The organism is Nonomuraea spiralis (assembly GCF_014648435.1).
Classification (GTDB): Bacteria; Actinomycetota; Actinomycetes; order Streptosporangiales; family Streptosporangiaceae; genus Nonomuraea; species Nonomuraea spiralis.
On sequence record NZ_BMRC01000016.1, the window covers coordinates 137,025 to 156,603 of the forward strand.

The 19,579-nt window shown below is 71.7% G+C and carries 21 protein-coding genes; 12 read left to right on the forward strand and 9 right to left on the reverse strand.

From position 1 onward, the window contains the following. Window positions 1-35 precede the first annotated feature (35 nt). Together IEZ27_RS33670 and IEZ27_RS33675 are read right to left on the reverse strand one after the other, a co-directional pair. Window positions 36-1,280 (reverse strand): glycoside hydrolase family 18 protein, encoded by a 1,245-nt coding sequence (locus IEZ27_RS33670; protein WP_189650946.1) that lies wholly within the window; start codon window positions 1,278-1,280, stop codon window positions 36-38. A gap of 63 nt (window positions 1,281-1,343) precedes the next feature. Further along, complete coding sequence (locus IEZ27_RS33675) at window positions 1,344-2,549, reverse strand: styrene monooxygenase/indole monooxygenase family protein (protein WP_189651006.1); 1,206 nt, start codon at window positions 2,547-2,549, stop codon at window positions 1,344-1,346. A gap of 55 nt (window positions 2,550-2,604) precedes the next feature. On the opposite strand from IEZ27_RS33675, the gene hemW reads away from it, so the two are divergent. Further along, window positions 2,605-3,822: a radical SAM family heme chaperone HemW gene (gene hemW / locus IEZ27_RS33680; protein WP_189650947.1), complete on the forward strand. Its 1,218-nt coding sequence runs from the start codon at window positions 2,605-2,607 to the stop codon at window positions 3,820-3,822. Here the strand turns inward: hemW and IEZ27_RS55095 are convergent. From IEZ27_RS55095 to IEZ27_RS33695, 3 genes are read right to left on the reverse strand one after another with little or no spacing between them, the layout of a single operon-like run. Next, on the reverse strand, window positions 3,815-4,396 hold the full coding sequence (locus IEZ27_RS55095) for a DUF4870 domain-containing protein (RefSeq protein ID WP_189650948.1): 582 nt from the start codon (window positions 4,394-4,396) through the stop codon (window positions 3,815-3,817). The genes hemW and IEZ27_RS55095 overlap by 8 nt on opposite strands. Further along, a complete protein-coding gene (locus IEZ27_RS33690) occupies window positions 4,393-5,205 on the reverse strand; it encodes a DUF3097 domain-containing protein (protein WP_125633387.1) in 813 nt (270 codons plus the stop codon). Before IEZ27_RS33690 ends, IEZ27_RS55095 begins: the two co-directional genes overlap by 4 nt. A 17-nt stretch (window positions 5,206-5,222) precedes the next feature. After that, window positions 5,223-5,981, reverse strand: coding sequence for a hypothetical protein (locus IEZ27_RS33695; RefSeq protein ID WP_229824585.1), 759 nt, complete (start codon window positions 5,979-5,981; stop codon window positions 5,223-5,225). A 156-nt stretch (window positions 5,982-6,137) separates the two neighbouring features. Between IEZ27_RS33695 and hrcA the strand changes: the two genes are divergently transcribed. From hrcA to IEZ27_RS33710, 3 genes are read left to right on the forward strand one after another with little or no spacing between them, the layout of a single operon-like run. Then, the gene (hrcA, locus tag IEZ27_RS33700) at window positions 6,138-7,151 is read left to right on the forward strand and encodes a heat-inducible transcriptional repressor HrcA (protein WP_189650949.1); all 1,014 of its coding nucleotides are present in this window, start codon (window positions 6,138-6,140) and stop codon (window positions 7,149-7,151) included. A gap of 11 nt (window positions 7,152-7,162) precedes the next feature. After that, on the forward strand, window positions 7,163-8,305 hold the full coding sequence (gene dnaJ / locus IEZ27_RS33705; protein ID WP_189650950.1) for a molecular chaperone DnaJ: 1,143 nt from the start codon (window positions 7,163-7,165) through the stop codon (window positions 8,303-8,305). A gap of 9 nt (window positions 8,306-8,314) precedes the next feature. Then, window positions 8,315-9,040: a 16S rRNA (uracil(1498)-N(3))-methyltransferase gene (locus IEZ27_RS33710; RefSeq protein ID WP_189650951.1), complete on the forward strand. Its 726-nt coding sequence runs from the start codon at window positions 8,315-8,317 to the stop codon at window positions 9,038-9,040. A 10-nt stretch (window positions 9,041-9,050) separates the two neighbouring features. Here the strand turns inward: IEZ27_RS33710 and IEZ27_RS33715 are convergent, their stop codons facing one another. Beyond that, entirely contained in the window at window positions 9,051-9,680 is a 630-nt protein-coding gene (locus tag IEZ27_RS33715) for a hypothetical protein (RefSeq protein ID WP_189650952.1), read from the reverse strand. Then, complete coding sequence (locus tag IEZ27_RS33720; RefSeq protein ID WP_125633878.1) at window positions 9,677-10,189, reverse strand: SigE family RNA polymerase sigma factor; 513 nt, start codon at window positions 10,187-10,189, stop codon at window positions 9,677-9,679. The genes IEZ27_RS33715 and IEZ27_RS33720 overlap by 4 nt, the downstream gene beginning before the upstream one ends. Before the next feature lie 279 nt (window positions 10,190-10,468). Between IEZ27_RS33720 and IEZ27_RS33725 the strand changes: the two genes are divergently transcribed. From IEZ27_RS33725 to era, 8 genes are all read left to right on the forward strand, one after another. Further along, entirely contained in the window at window positions 10,469-10,813 is a 345-nt protein-coding gene (locus IEZ27_RS33725) for a histidine triad nucleotide-binding protein (protein ID WP_189650953.1), read from the forward strand. Window positions 10,814-10,903: 90 nt separating this feature from the next. Continuing rightward, the gene (locus tag IEZ27_RS33730; RefSeq protein WP_125633375.1) at window positions 10,904-11,941 is read left to right on the forward strand and encodes a PhoH family protein; all 1,038 of its coding nucleotides are present in this window, start codon (window positions 10,904-10,906) and stop codon (window positions 11,939-11,941) included. Next, window positions 11,938-12,414 (forward strand): rRNA maturation RNase YbeY, encoded by a 477-nt coding sequence (gene ybeY / locus IEZ27_RS33735; RefSeq protein ID WP_125633373.1) that lies wholly within the window; start codon window positions 11,938-11,940, stop codon window positions 12,412-12,414. Before IEZ27_RS33730 ends, ybeY begins: the two co-directional genes overlap by 4 nt. Continuing rightward, window positions 12,411-13,706, forward strand: coding sequence for a hemolysin family protein (locus IEZ27_RS33740; protein ID WP_189650954.1), 1,296 nt, complete (start codon window positions 12,411-12,413; stop codon window positions 13,704-13,706). Before ybeY ends, IEZ27_RS33740 begins: the two co-directional genes overlap by 4 nt. A gap of 308 nt (window positions 13,707-14,014) precedes the next feature. Further along, window positions 14,015-14,650, forward strand: a complete 636-nt coding sequence (locus tag IEZ27_RS33745; protein ID WP_189650955.1) for a hypothetical protein — start codon at window positions 14,015-14,017, stop codon at window positions 14,648-14,650. A gap of 10 nt (window positions 14,651-14,660) precedes the next feature. Beyond that, window positions 14,661-14,978, forward strand: coding sequence for a cytidine/deoxycytidylate deaminase family protein (locus tag IEZ27_RS33750; RefSeq protein WP_189650956.1), 318 nt, complete (start codon window positions 14,661-14,663; stop codon window positions 14,976-14,978). 7 nt (window positions 14,979-14,985) lie between these two features. Next, window positions 14,986-15,456 carry an NUDIX domain-containing protein gene (locus IEZ27_RS33755; protein ID WP_229824594.1) on the forward strand — a complete coding sequence of 157 codons (471 nt, stop codon included), beginning with the start codon at window positions 14,986-14,988 and terminating at the stop codon, window positions 15,454-15,456. Between the two features lie 18 nt (window positions 15,457-15,474). After that, on the forward strand, window positions 15,475-16,383 hold the full coding sequence (gene era / locus IEZ27_RS33760; protein WP_379478615.1) for a GTPase Era: 909 nt from the start codon (window positions 15,475-15,477) through the stop codon (window positions 16,381-16,383). 18 nt (window positions 16,384-16,401) lie between these two features. On the opposite strand, the gene IEZ27_RS33765 is transcribed toward era, so the two are convergent. Both IEZ27_RS33765 and IEZ27_RS33770 read right to left on the reverse strand, forming a co-directional pair. After that, on the reverse strand, window positions 16,402-16,875 hold the full coding sequence (locus tag IEZ27_RS33765; RefSeq protein ID WP_189650959.1) for a hypothetical protein: 474 nt from the start codon (window positions 16,873-16,875) through the stop codon (window positions 16,402-16,404). A 99-nt stretch (window positions 16,876-16,974) separates the two neighbouring features. Next, complete coding sequence (locus IEZ27_RS33770) at window positions 16,975-19,542, reverse strand: AfsR/SARP family transcriptional regulator (RefSeq protein ID WP_189650960.1); 2,568 nt, start codon at window positions 19,540-19,542, stop codon at window positions 16,975-16,977. Between the last annotated feature and the right edge of the window lie 37 nt (window positions 19,543-19,579).

Genomic DNA, 19,579 nt, shown 5'->3' on the forward strand with positions numbered 1-19,579 from the left:
GAGGCGAGGCGCAGGGGCGGGCCGGAGGGGGCCGGTCAGCGCAGGACGGAGTACAGCGCCGAGGTGAGGGAGGCGCGGGCGTCGTCCTGGTCGATGGACCACATCATCGACCCGCCGAGCCCCTTGAGCCGGATGTAGGCCGCCTTCTCCAGCAGCGACGCCGGGTCGTCGTAGGACCAGAACTCGTTGCCGTCGTACAGCCACATCGCCCCGGTGCGCAGGTCGCGGTAGCGTTTGCCCGGCTTGGCCGCCAGGTCCTTGTAGTCCTCGGTGCCCGGTCCCCACTTGCCCGCCGCCGGCCCGGTCGCCGGCTGGTAAAGGCCGTTGCCGCCGCCGGTCACGCCGGTCCACCCCTGACCGTACGCGGGCACGCCCACGACGATCTTGCGACCGGGCGCCCCGCGCGACAGGAAGTCGCGGACGGTCTGGTCCACGCTGTACTTCACCGGGTTCGGGTCGCGCCGGTCGGTGAACAGGTTCCCGTTGTGCCCGGTCCGCGGCTCCCACGTACCGTGCAGGTCGTATCCCTGGACGGTGGCGAAGTCGAGCGACCGGAACACGCGCCGCACCTCGAACCCGGCGTCGATCTTCGCGGCGGCGGCCGGCAGGAACGCCGTGAGCTGGGAGCCCGCGGAGAAGGCCCGGAGCTGGGCACGCAGTTCCTCGACGAACAGCGTGAAGTTGCGCCGGTCCTCGGGCCTGACCACGTTCCCGTCGTTGCCCGCCGAGCCGGGCCACTCCCAGTCCAGGTCGATGCCGTCGAACACGCCGGCGCCCGTGCCCGGCTCCAGGCCGGGCAGGTTGCCGCGCAGCCACAGGTCCACGCACGACCGCGCCAGCGTGGCGCGGGACTCGGGGGTGAGCACGGCGTCGGAGAAGTACTTGGACCCGGTCCAGCCGCCCAGCGAGATGAGCACCTTGAGCCCGGGGTGCTTGGCCTTCAGCTTGCGCAGCTGGTTGAGGTTGCCGTTGAGCGCCTGGCCCGGCTGGTCGGCGACGCCGTCCACGCTCTGCTCGGCCGGTACGGGACGCTGCCAGTCGGCCCACGGGTCGGCCGAGTAGCACGAGCCCTCGGCGTTGACGAAGCCGAAGGCGTAGTTGAGGTGGGTGAGCTTGGCGGCGGCGCCGCTGGCGTCCAGGTCCTTGACGTGGTAATTGCGGCCGTACACGCCCCACTGGATGAAATAGGCGACCCGTTTGAAGGGGGAGTGGGCCTCGGCGGGCACGGATACCGCCGTGAGCCCGAGTAAGAGCGAGAGTGCGAGGGCGATCTTCTTCACGGGCGCTCCTGGGGGGTGAACTTATAAGAAACTTTCCTATAAGTTGACGCGATCGTAGAACCGTCACCCCACCCCGTCAACGACCCGCGCGACCTCCTCGGCGCTCGACAGCAGCTCCCACGCGCGTACCGGATCGCCGAACAGCGACAGCACCAGCTCGGCCACGTCCGGCCTGGTCGAGGCGGCCACGAGCAGGGCGGTGACGTGCTCCGCCGGCGGCCGCAGGAAGGCGTTCGTCCAGGAGGTGACCGGCTCGGCCATCGCCCACATACGCCGGACCGTGGCCCGCGCGAACGCCGCGTCGTACGGCCCGCCCGCCGCGATGGCGTCGGCCGCGATCCAGGCGCAGGCCGAGCCCAGGTTCGCGCCCTGCCCGGTGATCGGGTCGTTGGCGATCCAGGCGTCGCCGATCGCCAGCGCGACGCCGCCGCCGGGCAGCTCGGCCACCGCCTCGCGCACGACCGGCGTGATGGCGCCCTGGAGCAGGTCGTCCGGCCCGAGCAGCTCGAACGCGGCGGGATCGATCAGCTCGGCCAGGCGCGGCGCGTGCTCGGGGAGCAGGGCGAGCAGCGCCTGGCAGAACCCGGCGGCGGGCACCCGCGCCATCGCTTCGAGCGGCCCGCCCGGGATCGCCTCGACCAGGATGCCGGGCACCAGGCCCGCCCGCGTCATCATCGACATGCTCAGGATCTCGCCGCAGCCGGGTGAGATGTTGAAGCCGAACGCCGGGCCCGGGTCGAACCCGTGGAACAGCCCGGCGGCCAGGATCCGCTGCGGCGCCTCGTACGGCGACCAGGCCGGATCGCGCGGGAACAACTCGCTCACCGAGCGCCGCCCGGTGGCCACCACCATCAGCTCGTGCCCGCGCGACCAGCGCTCGACCCGTTCCGCGTCCGGCGGGACGGGATCGACGACCAGCCGGCCGCCCCTGGCCGTGTAGTCGTCCATGAGCGCCGGCAGCAGCAGCCGGAAGTCGACCGCGTGGAACGGCTCCGCCACGCGGGCGGTGAACTCCAGCGGCGGATCCCCCTTGACCGAGAGCCTGCCGCTGGTCAGCAGGCAGCCGGGGTCGAGGAAGTGCAGGCTGCCCAGCTCCCGTTCATGGGCCTGCGCGCGGGCCATTCTGCCGACGGTGTTCGGCAGCCGTCCCCGGCCCAGGCCGGCCGCGTCGCCCTCGCTGTAGAGCGTGGTCGCGACGCCGAGCTGCTGCAGCCGCAGGGCCAGGGTCAGCCCCGAGATCCCCGTGCCCACGATTCCGATGCCCGTCATGTGCCGCCTCCTTCGATGGCTCGGAGCACCCCCGTGAGCAGGCACACTGGATGACGTGCCATCCACCCTGCCCGACGGAGACCCGGCGCCCGCATCCGGCGAGCTGCCCGGCAGCGCGCTGCGCGGCCTCGGCGAGCGTCCGTTCGGCTTCTACGTGCACGTGCCCTTCTGCGTGACCCGCTGCGGCTACTGCGATTTCAACACCTACACGGCCTCCGAGCTAGGCCCCGGAGCCTCCCACCGCGACTACGCCGACACGGTCGTCGAGGAGGTGCGCCTCGCGCGGCGTGTGCTCGGCGACGCCGAGCTGCCTGTGGAGACGGTGTTCTTCGGCGGGGGCACCCCCACGTTGCTGCCGCCTGAGGACCTGTCGCGCATCCTGGCCGCGATCGACGCCGAGTTCGGGCTGCGGCCGGGCGCCGAGGTCACCACCGAGGCCAACCCCGAGTCCGTCGACCCCGCCTACCTCGACAAGCTCCGCCAGGGCGGCTTCAACCGGGTGAGCTTCGGCATGCAGAGCGCGCGCGAGCACGTGCTCCGGGTGCTCGACCGGACACACACGCCGGGCCGGCCGGCGCGGGCCGTGCAGGAGGCGCGGGCGGCCGGGTTCGAGCACGTCAACCTCGACCTGATCTACAGCACGCCCGGCGAGAGCGACGACGACTGGCGGGCCTCGCTGGCCGCCGCGATCGAGGCCGGGCCCGACCACGTGTCGGCGTACTCGCTGATCGTGGAGGACGGCACCCGGCTGGCGGCCAGGATCCGGCGTGGCGAGCTGCCGATGCCCGACGACGACGTGGCCGCCGACCGTTACCTGATCGCCGAGGAGATGCTGACCGAGGCCGGTTTCTCCTGGTACGAGGTGTCCAACTGGGCGACGTCCGAGCAGGCCCGCTGCCGGCACAACCTGCTCTACTGGACCGGCGGCGACTGGTGGGCGGCCGGTCCCGGCGCCCACAGCCACGTCGGCGGCACCCGCTGGTGGAACGTCAAGCATCCCGCCGCCTACGCCCAGCGCCTGGCGGCGGGCACCTCGCCCGCCCACGCGCGCGAGGTGCTCTCCGACACCGACCGGGCCGCCGAGCGGCTGATGCTGGAGCTGCGGCTGGTCTCGGGCTACCCGCTGGCCGAGGTGGCCCCCGGGGCGCGCACGTCCGTGGCGAGCGCGCTGGCCCGCGGGCTGCTGGAGCCCGAGCCGTTCAGGGCGGGACGGATGGTGCTCACCCTCAAGGGGCGGCTGCTGGCCGACGCCCTGATCACCGAGCTCATGTGATGAGGCGGATGGCGAACGGGTAGCGGTAGTTCTCGCCCCGGTTGGTGGCGAGGGCCGCCTGGATGTGGAAGATCAGCGACACGATCCACACGAGCGGGAGCAGCAGCAGGCCGATCAGCACGACCGTCAGCACGCCCGCGATCATGTAGCCGATGAACATGGTGATCTGGAAGTTCAGGGCCTCGGCGGCCTGGTCCCTGACGTAGGGGGACTCGTCCTTCTTCATCAGGTAGATGATCAGCGGGCCGACCCACGAGACCAGCAGGCCCAGCAGGTGGGAGAGCATCGCCATCGTGGTGTCGTCGCTGCCGGGGCGCGGGCCGAACCTGCCGGGCACGTACGGCCCCGCGGCGGGGTAGCCGTAACCCGGGGGCTGGCCGTAGCCGGGCGGCGGGGGGACGTACCGGGGCGGGGGCGGCATGGAACCGGGCGGCGGGCCGTAGTCGGGCCGGGAACCCGGCTGCTGGCCGTAGCCGAGCTGGGGGCCGGAGCCCTGGCCGCCGGGTACGTCCGAGGGCGGGGGCTGGCGGGGGGAGTCGTCGTCGGCGGGCGGCGGTTGCGGATCCTGGCTCATGTTGCCTCCGTAACGAAGTCGATCAGTTCCTCGACCCGGCCGAGCAGCTCCGGCTCCAGGTCGGCGTAGGACGAGACGGAGCCCAAGATGCGCCGCCAGGCGTCCGCGGGCTCCATGCGCCAGCCCAGCGCGGCCAGCACGCCCTCCTTCCACGGCACCCCGCGCGGCACGTCGGGCCAGGCCGGGATGCGCAGCACAGACGGTTTGACCGCCTGCCAGACGTCGATGTACGGGTGGCCCACGACGAGCACGTGCGGCGAGGTGATCCGCGCCGCGATCCGGCTCTCCTTGGACCCCGGCACCAGATGGTCGACCAGCACGCCCAGCCTGCGGCCCGGCTCGGGGGCGAACTCGGCCACGATGGCGGGCAGGTCGTCGACACCCTCCAGATATTCGACCACGACCCCCTCGACGCGCAGGTCATGGCCCCAGATCTTCTCCACGAGCGCGGCGTCGTGCACACCCTCGACGTAGATCCGGCTCTCCTTGGCGACCCGGGCCCGCAGCCCCTCCACGGCGATGGACCCGGACGCGCTGCGCCGGGGCCCCGCCTGGGCCGCCGCGGGCGCCGGGCGCACCAGCGTCACGGGCCTGCCCTCCAGGAGGAACGCGGCCGGCGCCAGCGGGAACAGGCGGCGTTTGCCGAACCGGTCCTCAAGGGTGACGGCCTCCTTGTCGCAGGCCACCACGGCGCCGCAGAAGCCGCTGTCGGCGTCCTCCACGACCAGGTCGAGTTCGGCGGGCACCTTCGGGATCTTGCCCTTGCCCGGCCGCCGCCAATTGCCTGCCAGCACATCACCCTCGTACACACGGGGACCGTAGCAAATCACCCGCTGACCGCAAGGCGCTTACGCGCGCCGCTGCGCCGGACGAGGACGACGACGGTCCCCACGATGCCGATGAGCAGGCCGGCGCCGGGGATCAGGAACAGCGCGGCCACGCCGCCGAACATGCCGCCCGCGGCCGAGAGCACGTCACGGCCGACGCCGAAGCGGGCGGACGCCTGCTCCTGCGTGGCGCAGGTCAGCTGGTACTCGCCCTTCGCGGGCGCGTTGACCGCGAGGATCTCCTGCCAGGTGCTCCCGCCGGCGGTGACCGTCTGGGTGCCGTTGACCTTGACGAGCTTGGCCTGGGACGGACCGCCGGAGATCTCGCACTGGTAGTTGACGCGCGTCCCGGTGGCGATGAAGACGGCCGGGCGCTCGGCGGGGTCGAGGGACACCTTCACGCTTTCGCCGGACGCGAACGTGGCCGTCGGGGCCATGTCGGAGACGCTGCTCAGCACGCCGCCCGCGAACACGACCACGCCCACGACGCCCAGCACCACGGCGACGGCCCACACGACCGCGATCCACCACAGGCGCGGCTTGATCGCCTTGCCGTCGATCCTGGGCGGGAACTGGGGCTGTTGCCCGTACTGGCCGTACTGGTTGTACTGGGGTGGGGGGCCGTACTGGGGAGGAGGCTGCTGGTACTGGGGAGGCGGGCCGTACTGCTGGGGCTGGGCGTACTGGGGGTTCTGACCGTAGTAGGGACCCTGCCCCTGGGGCGGTCCGTACTGCGGGGGCTGGGAATTGTCGGTCATGCGGCAAGTGTGAGGCCTGTCGCTTGTAAGACGCTAGCAACAGGATGGGACCCGGTGTTATCGCACCTTGTGGGCGAGAGCCGTACACTTGGCACTCGGGAACACGGAGTGCTAGACCTGTCGTTTCCCTGTTAGGCAGAGGCAGGAGGTGAGCACGTGCTCGACGATCGGAAGCTTGCGGTGCTCCGCGCCATTGTCGAAGACTACGTGTCCACCAACGAACCGGTGGGCTCCAAGGCGCTGGCCGAGCGCCACAATCTGAAGGTCTCCCCGGCAACGGTCAGGAACGACATGGCCGCTCTGGAGGAGGACGGGTACATCACCCAGCCGCACACCAGCGCGGGCCGCGTGCCGACGGACAAGGGCTATCGCCTGTTCGTCGACCGGCTCTCGCAGGTCAAGCCCCTGTCGGGGGCCGAGCGGCGGGCGATCGAGACCTTCCTCGCCGGCGCGGTCGACCTCGACGACGTGGTCTTCCGCACCGTGCGGCTGCTCGCGCAGCTCACCAGGCAGGTCGCGGTCGTGCAGTACCCGACGCTGACCCGCTCCACGGTCAGGCACGTCGAGCTGGTCCCGCTCAACGACCGGCGCGTCATGCTCGTGCTGATCACCAACACCGGGCGCGTCGAGCAGCGCGTGATCGAGCTGCCCGAGGTGGTGGAGGACGACCGCATCGCCCACCTGCGCGCGGTCCTCAACGCCTGCCTCGACGGCTGCGGGCTGAGCAACGTGCCCGAGCTGGTCGCCGACCTTCCCGAGCGGCTTCCCGTCGAGGATCGCCCCGCCGTGGCCACGATCCTGTCGGTGTTGCTCGAAACCCTCGTCGAACGCCACGATGAGAAGATCGTGTTCGCCGGCGCGGCCAATCTCGCGGGCGCCGACTTCGCCACCGGCCTGCGCGACGTGCTGGAGGCGCTGGAGGAGCAGGTCGTGCTCATGCGGCTGCTCGGCGAGACTTCCACAGACACCCCGTCCGCGCTCACCGTGCGCATCGGTTCGGAAAACCCCTACCTTCGGGGCACGTCCATCGTCGCAACCGGATACGGTTCTGGCGACAACCAACTGGCCCGGCTCGGCGTGCTGGGTCCCACGAGGATGGACTACCCCGTGACGATGGGCGCCGTACGCGCGGTGGCACGCTACGTCAGCCAGATCCTGGCTGCATCTTAAGAGGTCGATAAGTGGCAAACAGCGACTACTACGCCACCCTCGGGGTGCGCCGTGACGCCAGTCAGGACGAGATCAAGAAGGCTTACCGCCGCCTCGCCCGCGAGCTGCACCCCGACGTGAACCCCGATCCTGAGACCCAGGAGCGGTTCAAGGAGATCACGCAGGCCTACGAGGTGCTGTCCGACCCCAACAAGCGCCAGATGTACGACCTGGGCGGCGACCCCTTCGGCGGCGGCGCCGGTGCGGGCGCGGGCGCCGGAGGCTTCGGGGCCGGTTTCCCCTTCAGCGACATCATGGACGCCTTCTTCGGCACCGCGGGCGGCACGCGCGGGCCGCGTTCGCGCGCCAGGAGGGGCCGCAACGCCACCATCCGGGTCGAGCTCGACCTGCGCGAGACGGCGTTCGGCACCACCCGCGAGCTGGTCGTGGACACCGCCGTGTTGTGCGAGGTGTGCCACGGCGCCGGCGCGGCCCCCGGCACCCACCCCGACACCTGCGACATGTGCAACGGGCGTGGCGAGATCTCCCAGGTCACCCGCTCGTTCCTGGGCCAGGTCATGACCTCGCGGCCGTGCCCCCAGTGCGGCGGTTTCGGCAGCATCATCCGCCACCCCTGCCAGGAGTGCTCGGGCGACGGCCGGGTGCGCACCCGCCGTACGATCAAGGTCCGCATCCCCGCGGGCGTCGAGGACGGCACCCACATCCAGCTCGCCGGCGAGGGCGAGGTCGGCCCCGGCGGCGGCCCCCCCGGAGACCTCTTCCTGGAGATCGTCGAGCGCGCCCACGAGATCTTCGAGCGGCGCGGCGACGACCTCCACTGCACGGTCCAGATCCCGATGACGGCCGCCGCGCTCGGCACGATCCTCGCCGTGGAGACCCTCGACGGCTCCGAGGAGATCGACGTGCGCCCCGGCACCCAGTCCGGCCAGGTCATCACCATGTACGGGCGCGGCGTGCAGCGCCTCAACGAGTCCGGCAGGGGCGACCTGCTCATCCACGTCAACGTCGAGACGCCGCTGCGGCTCGACCAGCCGCAGGAAGACCTGCTGCGCGAGCTGTCCAGGCTGCGCGGCGAGGAGCGCCCGCCGGGCAAGTTCGCGCCCGGCCAGCAGGGTTTCTTCTCCCGCCTGCGTGACGCCTTCAACGGCAGGTGACGGCCGGCCGTGACCGTCCCCGTGTTCCTCGCCGAGGACCTGAACGGCTCCGAGCTGACGCTCGACGGCCCTGAGGGCCGGCACGCCGCGTCCGTACGGCGGTTGCGCGCCGGCGAGCGGGTCGATCTGACCGACGGCGCGGGCGACGTCGCCGAGTGCGTGGTGCGCGAGGTGTTCAAGGACGCGCTCACGCTCGACGTGCTCGCCCGCTACACCGTCGAGCCGCCCGCGCGGCGGCTGGTCGTCGTGCAGGGGCTGCCCAAGGGCGACCGGGGCGAGCTGGCCGTCGAGATGATGACCGAGGCCGGGGTCGACGTGATCGTGCCCTGGGCGGCCTCGCGCAGCATCACGCAGTGGAAGGGCGACAAGGTCGCCAAGGCGCTGGGCCGGTGGCGTTCCACGGCCCGCGAGGCGGGCAAGCAGGCGCGCCGGTTCCACCTGCCCGAGGTCACCGAGCCGGCCTCCACCGCGCGGGTCGAGGGCTTGCTGGCCGACGCGGCGCTGGGGCTGGTGCTGCACGAGGAGGCCGTCGAGCCGCTGTCGCGGGTGGCACTGCCGCCGGGCGGCGACATCGTGGTCGTCGTGGGGCCCGAGGGCGGCGTGTCGGAGGACGAGCTGCGCAGGTTCGTCGCGGCCAAGGCGGTGCCCGTGCTGCTCGGGCCCACCGTGCTGCGCACCTCCACGGCGGGGGTGGCGGCGGCGGCCGTGCTGCTCGCGCGTACCGGGCGCTGGTAGGCCGCGGCCGTCAGGGCGTCGTGTGCGGCACGCCGACGAGCGGGCTGCTCAGGTCGCTCGGCCCGGTGGGCGTCTCCTCCGGCGGGCACTCGTCGACGGGGCACGTCGTCGTCGGCGTGTCCGTCACCTCCGACGGCGTCGGCGTGGGCGTCGGGGTGACCTCCGGGCAGTCCTGGTCGGTGGCGGGCTCGCCGCTCGCGCAGGGCGTCGGGGACGGCGTCGGCGACGGCGTGGGCTGCCGGGTCGATCTGGCCGACTCCGAGGGCCGGTGGGTCTCGCTGTGGCTCGGCGGCACGACCACCACGGGCGGCGGCTCGGCGCTGCGCGTGGGCGGCTTGGGCGGCGTGGACAGCCTGGTCGAGGAGTTGCCGGGGGTCGTGGTCGAGTTGTCGATCAGGTTGGCGGGGGTCTCGAAGATCTGGGAGCGCAGCCCGGGAACGACCATCACGATCGTCCCCGCAACCAGCACGGCGCTGGCGGCCGCCGCGCCCGCGCGCCACCAGAACAGGTTACGGACGCCGCGCCGCTCGATGCGGGCACGGATGATCTGCAGTCCTTCCGGCGAGGGCACGACCGCGTCCGCCTCCGCACGGAGCGCACGGCGCAGGACGTCGCCGTACTCGTCGGGGGGCTGGGTCATGACATCGTCTCCAGGACGGATCGCAACGCGGCCATGCCACGGGCGGTGTGGCTCTTGACCGCGCCCTTGCTGATTCCCATGGCATGGGCGATCTCAGCCTCGGACAGATCTCCGTAATAACGCAGAACCAGTGCTTCTCTCTGTCGGGTCGGCAGGGCGCGTAACGCCTCGATGACGGCGGAGCGTTCCAGCTCGCCGATCGCGCCGTTCTCGGCGCTCGGGGCGTCCGGCAGGCCCTTGGGGGCGTACTTCTCGACGACCGCGCGGTGACGCAGCACGGAACGGGACCGGTTGACGACAGACTGACGCAGGTAGGCGAGTGCTTTGTCGGGGTCACGCAGTCTGCGCCAGGCGCCATGAATGGCGACGAACGCGTCCTGCACGACTTCCTCCGCGGTTGCTATGTCGCGCACCAGCAACACCGCGAGACGCACCAATGACCGAAAATGAGCGCTGTACAGCGCGGTCACGGCCATGTCGGCATCCCACCCGACCGGCACCGCCCCCATCGACCTGTCGGCCAGAAGGGTTTCGGTGGTCACATCAGTGGGACGCGCGGCCTTCCCAGAGGGTTTACGCTCTTCCGGTTCTGAAGGTTTCCCCGGTTCCTTAGGGTGCATTACCCAGTCGTGTCCCTCGCCAGGTGGCGTTCGCCCGACCCTGAATCATCTTTTTTGCTCTGAAGTGTCGCATACTCACCCTAACCGCGCGGATCTTCGGGCGCACGACACCACGGATTACCGATTCGCAACGGACTGCCGAACGGTCGCTCTCGATAGAGTACTGCCGTGAGCGACTGCCTCTTCTGCAAAATCGTGGCCAAGGAAATTCCGGCCGACATCGTCTATGAGAACGCCAGGGCGCTGGCGTTCCGCGACATCAACCCGCAGGCTCCGACCCACGTGCTCGTCATCCCGCGCGCCCATCACGCCGACGCGGCGGCCCTCGCCGCGGCCGACGACGGGCTCGCCGACGACGTGCTCAAGGCCGCCCACGCCGTCGCCGTCCAGGAGGGCGTGGCCGAGGGCGGATACCGCATCGTCTTCAACACCGGCGCCGGCGCCGGCCAGACCGTTTTCCACGTGCACGCCCACGTTCTCGGCGGGCGTGGCCTGACGTGGCCGCCGGGCTGATATTGACGCGAGCGATCAGCCTGGTGGCGGCTACCATGGGCGGAGAAGAACACCGAACAGACCGGGAGGCATCAGGCCGCTGGCCTGCCCATGTCCGAACTACATGAATCCCGACGCACGGCACCTCCCTCGCGCACTCAAGCCAAGGTGCTGATTCCGGACGAATACCCGATGGTCAGCCTCCTCGGCTCCCGCGACGAACTGCTTCGCGTCATCGAGGGCGCCTTCAGGGCCGACATCCACGTACGGGGCAACGAGATCACCGTCACCGGCAGCCCCGACGAGAGCGGCGCCGTGGTGCGCCTGTTCGAGGAGCTGGTCGAGGTGCTGCGCAGCGGGGGCGAGCTCACGCCCGACGCGGTCGAGCGGAGCATCGCCATGCTGCGCATGACCTCCGACCGCCCGGCCGAGGTGCTCTCGCTCGACATCCTGTCCTCGCGCGGGCGCACGATCAGGCCGAAGACCGTCAACCAGAAGCGGTACGTCGACGCGATCGACCAGCACACGGTCGTGTTCGGCATCGGGCCCGCGGGCACCGGCAAGACGTACCTGGCGATGGCCAAGGCCGTGCGGGCGCTGCAGGAGAAGCGGGTCAACCGCATCATCCTGACCAGGCCGGCGGTCGAGGCGGGCGAGCGGCTCGGCTTCCTGCCCGGCACCCTCTACGAGAAGATCGACCCCTACCTGCGGCCGCTCTACGACGCGCTGCACGACATGGTCGACCCCGACTCGATCCCGAAGCTGATGGCCGCGGGCACGATCGAGGTCGCCCCGCTGGCGTACATGCGCGGCCGTACTCTCAACGACGCCTTCATCATCCTCGACGAGGCCCAGAACTCCTCGGCCGAGCAGATGAAGATGTTCCTGACCCGGCTGGGGTTCAACTCCAAGATCGTCGTCACGGGTGACGTCACCCAGGTCGACCTGCCCTCGGGCACGGTGAGCGGGCTGCGTGTCGTCCAGGAGATCCTGGAGGGCATCCCCGACATCCACTTCGCCCGCCTGTCCAGCGCCGACGTCGTGCGCCACAAGCTGGTGAGCGAGATCGTCGACGCCTACGGGCGCTACGACGCCACCCAGGCCGCACAGGAGCCGAAGGCCATCCACCGGGGGAAACGACGCCCGTGAGCATCGAGATCAACAACGAGTCCGGTGTCGGCGTCGACGAGGAGAACCTCGTCGCGCTGGCCACCCACGTGCTCGGCGAGATGGGCATCAACCCGCTCGCCGAGCTGTCCATCGTGGTCGTCGACGAGGACGCCATGGCCGAGCTGCACGAGAAGTGGATGGGCGAGCCCGGCCCGACCGACGTGCTGGCCTTCCCGATGGACGAGCTGCGTCCCGGCGGCGGCGCCCGCGGCGACGGCGAGAGCCCGGCCGACCCGGCGCTGCTCGGCGACGTCGTGCTCTGCCCGCAGGTGGCGGCCAGGCAGGCCCAGGAGGCCGGCCACAGCGCCCAGGACGAGCTGGAGCTGCTGTGCACCCACGGCATCCTGCACCTGCTCGGCTACGACCACGCCGAGCCCGAGGAGCACAAGGAGATGTTCGGGCTGCAGGCTCAGCTTCTTGAGTCCTGGCAGGAGGTGCGCGACTCGCGGTGAACGCCTGGTTGCTGTGGGCCATCGCCCTTGTGATCATCGGTGGCCTGATCGCCAGTGCGGAGACGGCACTGACGCGCATCTCCAGGGTGCGCGCGGAGGAGTTCGTCCGCGAGGGCAGACGCGGGGCCGAGCGCCTCCAGGCCATCGTCACCGACCCGCCGCGCTACCTCAACCTGCTCCTGCTGCTGCGCCTGAGCTGTGAGCTGGTGGCGACGGTCATCGCCACGCTGCTGTTCATCGACCTCATGCACGACCAGGGCTGGGCGTACGTGGCCGCCGCGGCGGTCATGATCGTGGTCAGCTACGTCGTCGTCGGGGTCATGCCCCGTACGCTGGGCCGCCAGCACGCCGAGCCGGTCGCGCTGGCCGGGGCGCCGATCGTCTACGGCCTGACCCGCATCTTCGGCCCGCTGCCCAAGCTGCTCATCCTGCTCGGCAACGCGCTGACCCCCGGCAAGGGCTTCCGCGACGGGCCGTTCACCTCGGAGGCCGAGCTGCGCGACCTGGTCGACCTGGCCGAGGAGCGGCGGGTGATCGAGCCGGACGAGCGCGAGATGATCCACTCGGTCTTCGAGCTGGGCGACACGCTGGTCCGCGAGGTCATGGTGCCCCGTACGGACATGGTCTACATCGAGCGGGGCAAGACGATCAGCCAGGCGCTGTCGCTCGCGCTGCGCAGCGGCTTCTCCCGCATCCCGGTCGTGGGCGAGAACGAGGACGACGTCATCGGCATCGCCTACCTCAAGGACATCGCCCGCAAGATCCACGAGTCGGGGGAGGGCGGCGGCAAGGAGACGGTCGAGTCGATCATGCGATCGGCCGCGTACGTGCCGGAGAGCAAGCCCATCGACCAGCTCATGCGCGAGATGCAGGCCCGGCAGATCCATATGGCGATCGTCATCGACGAGTACGGCGGCACCGCCGGCCTCGTCACCATCGAAGACGTCCTGGAGGAGATCGTCGGCGAGATCACCGACGAGTACGACCAGGAGGCCCCGCGCGTGGAGACCATGCCCGACGGCGGCATGCGGGTGACCGCCCGCATGCCGGTCGACGAGCTGGGCGAGCTGTTCGACACCGAGATCGACGTCGACGACGTCGAGACGGTCGGCGGCCTGCTGGCCCACGCGCTCGGCCGGGTGCCGATCGCCGGGTCGCAGTCGGAGGTGGCCGGGCTGGAGCTGACGGCCGAGAGCCTGGCCGGGCGGCGCAACCGCATCAGCACCGTCGTGGTCCGCCGGGTCACGCGGCCCGAGGAGGAGACGGATCAGGCCGCGGCCGACCGCGAGTGACCGCTTTGCGGGGAGTTGCCGCAAGTGTTCTACAAGTCTCCTGCAAGTGGGTTCCGGCAGTGTCATACCTGACACCCGGTGCGGTGGGTGTCACGAGGAAGCGTCCGAACGCCGGGTGGGGTTCGCGGCGGGAGGGCGCTCCTGGGGGGACGACGGCGTTCCGGCCAGCTAGCCGGCTTGGACGTCGATCGGCGTAAAGGGTGTTCTCGTCTGGAAAACCGGACGGGGGCACCCTTTTTGCGTTTGGTGGAGACTCCGTGGAGATTGCCGCATTCGTCACCTGGGGAGGCTGCGGTCCAGGGGGAATCATGAAACCGGGGATCATCCTGTACGGGCTGCTGGCCGCGACCCTGGCGGGCTGCGCCGGCGGCGGCGCGGACAGCGTCGTGGACGCCCACGCCATGGCCGAGCTCCGTGAGGTGCTCAACAGGCGGCCGAGCCTGCCGGACGGCTTCGCGCAACGGCCGGAGCAGGCGTGGCGGGTGCCGTTCGGCCGGCTGGACAAGGACTGCGGATCCGCGCTCGACGCGGCGGCCGGGCACGCGCCGCAGGAAGGGCTCACCGGCCAGGCCGCGGTCAGCTACCAGGGGGACGGCCTGGGGGAGCGGGCCGGCGTCGGCCTCGCGCGGTACGCCGGCGACGAGGCCGAGACCAGCTTCGACGCGCTCAGCGACGGCCTGGAGTCGTGCCGGGAGATCAGGGTGGCCGGCGGCACCGACCTGCGCGCCCGCCGGCTGGACATCGGCGACGCGGGCCGGTCCGGCGACGAGGTCGTCGGTACGCGGCTGCGCGGGCGGCTGAACGGCTACCCGTACGCGCTGGACGTCGTGTTGTCGCGGACCGGTGACACGCTGGTGTCGGTCGTGCACGCGGGAATGACCGACGTGGACCGGGACCGGACGAAGAAACTGGTCGCCGCCGTGCTGTCGATGTCCACCGCCTAACCTGGTTCCCGTGACTCTCGATCCTGAAGACAGCAAGATCATCACTCTGGCGCGGGCGGCCAGGGCACGCAACGAGGCGGCGGAGGGGGCCGCCGTGCGCGACGAGACCGGGCGCACGTACTCGGCGACCAACGTCGCGTTGTCGTCGCTGAGGTTGTCGGCCGTACAGGTCGCGGCGGCGATGGCGATCTCCAGCGGCGCGCGTTCGCTGGAGGCCGTGGCGCTGGTGACGGCGGGCGAGCCGGACCCGGCCGACGAGGCGGTCGCGGCCGAGCTGGGCGTCAAGGCCCTGCTCGTGGCCGGCCCCGACGGCACGCTGAGGTCCTGACGTGGCCATGTCGCCGTTCCTGGCCCGGCTGCGGGCCAAGATAGGCAACGACCTGATCATGTTGCCGTCGGTCAACGGATGCGTGTTCGACCAGGCGGGCCGGGTGCTGATGGCCAAGCACGGCGACGTCGGCCTGTGGGCCACGCCCGGCGGCGGCGTCGACCCCGGCGAGCGCCCCGAGGACGCCGTGGTCAGGGAGCTGCGCGAGGAGCTGGCCATCGAGGTCGAGGTACGCGGGCTGATCGGCGTCTTCGGCGGCCCGGAGTACCACACGGTCTACCCCAACGGCCACGAGGTCGCGTACGTGATCGCCATGTACGCCTGCACGCTCGCCTCCGGCACGCCGACCCCCGACGGCGAGGAGATCACCGACTACAAGTGGGTGGCCGAGCACGAGGTCGGCGGCCTCACGACGACGGCCTGGACGCCGGGCGCGCTGCCCGACGCGTTCACCTGGTGGCGTGAACACGCCGGCTGATAAGCGACAATGCACAATGTGACTTCGCCAGACAACCATCGCGCCGGATTCGCCTGCTTCGTGGGAAGGCCGAACGTCGGCAAGTCCACGTTGATGAACGCCCTGGTCGGCGCGAAGGTGGCGATCACCTCGTCCAAGCCGCAGACGACCAGGCGGGTCATCAGGGGCATCGTGCACCGCCCCGACGCCCAGATCGTCATCGTGGACACGCCGGGCCTGCACCGGCCGCGCACCCTCCTCGGCGAGCGGCTGGACAGCCTGGTGTTGTCCACGCTCACCGAGGTCGACGTGATCGGCTTCTGCGTCCCGGCCAACGAGCCGATCGGCAAGGGCGACCGTTTCATCGCCGACAAGCTGTCGGCGGTCAAGAAGACGCCCGTGGTCGCCGTCGTGACCAAGTGCGACCTGGCAAGCAGGGAACAGATCGCCCAGCAGCTCCTCGCGGTGTCGCAGGTGGCCGAGTTCGCGGCCGTCGTGCCGGTGTCGGCGCAGTCGGGGGAGCAGCTCGACGTGCTGGGCGACGTGCTGATCGAGCACCTGCCCGAGTCGCCGCCGCTCTACGAGGGCGGGCAGCTCACCGACGAGCCCGAGCAGGTGATGGTGGGCGAGCTGATCAGGGAGGCGGCCCTGGAGGGCGTACGCGACGAGCTGCCGCACTCGATCGCCGTGGTCGTCGACGAGATGATGCCCCGCGAGGGGCGCGACGACCTGCTCGACATCTACGCCCACATGTTCGTCGAGCGGCCCTCCCAGAAGGCCATCGTCATCGGGCACAAGGGCGAGCGGCTGCGCGACGTCGGCACCAAGGCCCGCAAGCAGATCGAGGCGCTGCTCGGCACGCGGGTCTACCTCGACCTGCGCATCAGCGTGGCCAAGGACTGGCAGCGCGACCCCAAGCAGCTTCGCCGCCTCGGCTTCTTCGACTGACCCGGTCGCTCAGGACGGTCAGCGTGGGCGGCGCGGCAGGGCCAGCACCGACAACACGACGATCGCGATCGAGCAGGCCAGCGCGGCGAACCAGCCGAACCTGATGACCGGCTCGACCGACAACAGCCGGCCCAGGTCGATGGAGAGCCGGTCGCCGATGCGCTGGGGGTCGGAGACGAACAGCACCAGCAACACCGTGGCCAGCGCGCCGGGGATCACGGCCAGGGCCGCGACGCGCGGCCGGCCGCCGAGCAGGCCCGTGACGCCGAACGCGAGCGCGGCCAGGCCGGCGAGGAGCGTGTAGAGGCCCGTGCTGACGTCGACGCCGCGCACGTCGTCGGAGACGCCGCCGCCGAGCAGGTCGCTGCGGGCCTCGACACCGGCCCAGGGCATGATCGCGGTGAGCACCAGGAGAGCGGCCGCGACGGCGACGGCCAGCGCGGCGCCGCGGCGGGCGGACGTCGTCCGGGCGGGCTTGAGGTCATCGGCCACACGATCACTGTAAGCCGGGGCCCCGCCCCTCACCACCCGACGCGACGGAGTCGTCACCAAGCCGGACGGCCGGCGCGGGGGTTGGCGGCGGACGGGACTTCAGGGGGTGGCGAGGAGGGCGCGGGCGTTGGCGGCGGCCTGGCGGTCGCCGGTCTCGTCGAAGACGTCCAGCGCGGTCCTGGCCAGCTCGCGGGCGCGTTCGGCCGCGCCCTCGGCCCGGTTGACGCGGGCCAGGGTCAGCAGGGCGTGCGCGTCGAGCAGGCGGTCGCCGAGCCGTACGGCGATGCTCCTGGCCCGTTCCGCGGCGGAGCGGGCGTCGGGTTTGGCGCCCTGCGCCAGGCGTACGGCGGCCAGGTCGAGCAGGGTGTCGGCCTGGCGGTGCCGGTCGCCCAGCTCGGTGAGATGGCCGACGGCCGCCAGCAGGTGGACGGCGGCCTCCTCCAGGCGGCCCGCGCGGCGCAGCACCGCGCCGAGCACACGCTCGGCGTCGGCGGCGTCACGCTGGTTGCCGGCCGCGTCCAGGCAGGTCAGCAGCGCCCGCTCGGCCTCCTCCAGCCGGTCGCGTTCCAGGTGCACGCGGCCCAGGCGGCGCCGGGTGTGGTTGACGTCGCGGTCGCGGCCCTGCCGCAGGAACATGCCGAGCGCCAGCCGCAGCTTCTCGTGGGCCAGGTCCCAATCGCGTTCGGCCAGGTGCAGGTCGCCCTGGTCGAGCAGGACGAGTGCCTCCCCCCGGTCGTCGGCGGCCCGCTGGGCGGACTCCAGCGCCCGCTCCGAGACCGCCCGCCAGTCGTCGAGGAACCGGTGCCGCTCCAGGTACGGCCCCAGCAGGTGCGCCAGCCGCCAGCACGGCTCGTCCAGCCCCGCGGCGTGCAGGTCGGCCACCAGGCTCACCAGGAACGGCCGCTCGGCGTCCAGCCACTCGACCGACTCCCTGATGTCCCTGGTCGCCACGGCCGTGCCGGGATCGCCGGACACCAGCGAGAACCGCGACGCCTGCACCCGGGCCAGCACGATCGCCGACACCTTGGCCAGCACCCCCGGCAGCGGCTGCTCGCGGGCGAACAGCCGGGTCAGGTCGTGCATCCGGTAGCGGATCTGACCGGCCGCGTCCACGCCGTGCGTCTCCAGGAGGCCCGCGTCCACCAGGGCCTCGGCGCCGCCGCCGAGCTGGTCGGTGAGCCAGTCGGCGAAGTCGGGGGCCGACAGCGCGCCGAGCCCGCGCAGCGTGAGCCTGGCCGGCTCGGGCAGCCCCTCGTAGCCGACGGTGAACACGCTGCGGACCGTCTGGTCGCCCGCGTGCAGCCTGTCGAGCCGCTTGTGCTCGTCCTCCAGGAGGCTCACGAGGTAGTCGACCGTCCAGTTCGGGCGGGCGGCCAGCCTGGACGCGGCGATGCGCAGCGCGATCGGCAGGCCGCCGCAGAAGCGGGCCAGCCGGCGCAGCGACTCGTCCGCGGGGCGTCCCGAGCCGGCCACGAGCAGGTCCAGGGCCTCCTCCTGGCCGAGCACGCCCACTGACAGCCGGGTCGCGCCGGTCAGCCCGCCCAGGGACGAACGGCTGGTCACGACCGTCGGGCAGGACGTCAGCAGCGGGCGCACCTGGGCCTCGCCGGCGGCGTTGTCCAGCAGCACCAGCAGGCGGCGGTTGGCCGTGTAGGCGCGGAACAGGCGTTCGCGCTGCTCCAGCCCGGCCGGTACGGCCTGGGCCGGGCAGCCCAGCCAGCGCAGGAAGTCCTCCAGGACGGCCGAGGGGGTCGTGGTCTCGCGCAGGTCGGCGTACAGGATGCCGTCGGGGAAGGACTCGCGGGCCAGCCAGGCGGCGTGCACGGCCAGGGCCGACTTGCCCGCGCCCGCCTGGCCGTGCACCACGACCTGGCCGCCGACGACCCGGCCGAGCAGGTCGGCGCGGCCGGTGAAGCTGGGGATGTCGGGCGGCAGCAACACCGGCGGGCCCGCCGACACGTGCAGCGACACGTCGTCGTGCAGCATGCGGTGGTAGAGGAGTTGCAGCTCGGGGTCCGGCTCGATCGCGTGGCCGCCGTCGAGCTGGTCGCGCAGCACCGCGTACGCGGCCAGCGCGTCCACCCGGCGGCCGCTGCGGTAGAGGGCCAGCATGTACTGGCCGCGGAAGCGCTGCCACATCGGGTGCTGCCTGGTCAGGTGCTTCAGCTCGGCCAGCAGCTCGCGGTGGCGGCCGGCGTCCAGGTCGGCCTGGAGGCGGCGCTCCAGCGCGAGCAGGCGCAGCTCCTCCAGTTCCTCGCGCAGGCGCCGGGTCTCCTGCCAGCGCTCGCCGTCGGGGTCCACGTCCTCCAGCGCGGGGCCGCGCCACAGCGTCAGCGCCTCCTCGTACGAGCCCCGGTCCACCAGCAGCCGGAACCGGTCCACGTCGAGCTGGTCGTCGCCGATCGTCAGCACGTACGAGCCGGACACGGTCGTGATCACGTCCTTGCCCAGGAGCTGGCGGAGCTGGCCCACGTACCCGCGGACGAGGGAGTCGGAGCGGTCGCCGCCCTCGCGCGGCCACAACAGCCGGCGCAGCCGTTCCACGGTCAGCGGGCGGCCCGCGTTGAGCAGGAACATCGCCAGCAGGTCCCGGTGCTTCGGGGTCGTGGGTGTACGATCCCGGCCGCCGTCGCGGACGTGGAGCGGCCCCATGATGCGAAATTCCACGCGGCCTTCCTTTTGGGAGGAGACGTAGATCAGAATG

Bases quoted from the DNA above. Each gene is read 5' to 3' on its own strand.
- IEZ27_RS33675 (WP_189651006.1), bottom strand. From the start codon at position 2,549: ATGACGGGCATCGGAATCGTGGGCACGGGGATCTCGGGGCTGACCCTG.
- IEZ27_RS55095 (WP_189650948.1), bottom strand. From the start codon at position 4,396: ATGAGCCAGGATCCGCAACCGCCGCCCGCCGACGACGACTCCCCCCGC.
- IEZ27_RS33695 (WP_229824585.1), bottom strand. From the start codon at position 5,981: ATGACCGACAATTCCCAGCCCCCGCAGTACGGACCGCCCCAGGGGCAG.
- IEZ27_RS33715 (WP_189650952.1), bottom strand. From the start codon at position 9,680: ATGACCCAGCCCCCCGACGAGTACGGCGACGTCCTGCGCCGTGCGCTC.
- IEZ27_RS33720 (WP_125633878.1), bottom strand. From the start codon at position 10,189: ATGGGGGCGGTGCCGGTCGGGTGGGATGCCGACATGGCCGTGACCGCG.
- IEZ27_RS33730 (WP_125633375.1), top strand. From the start codon at position 10,904: ATGTCCGAACTACATGAATCCCGACGCACGGCACCTCCCTCGCGCACT.
- IEZ27_RS33745 (WP_189650955.1), top strand. From the start codon at position 14,015: ATGAAACCGGGGATCATCCTGTACGGGCTGCTGGCCGCGACCCTGGCG.
- IEZ27_RS33755 (WP_229824594.1), top strand. From the start codon at position 14,986: ATGTCGCCGTTCCTGGCCCGGCTGCGGGCCAAGATAGGCAACGACCTG.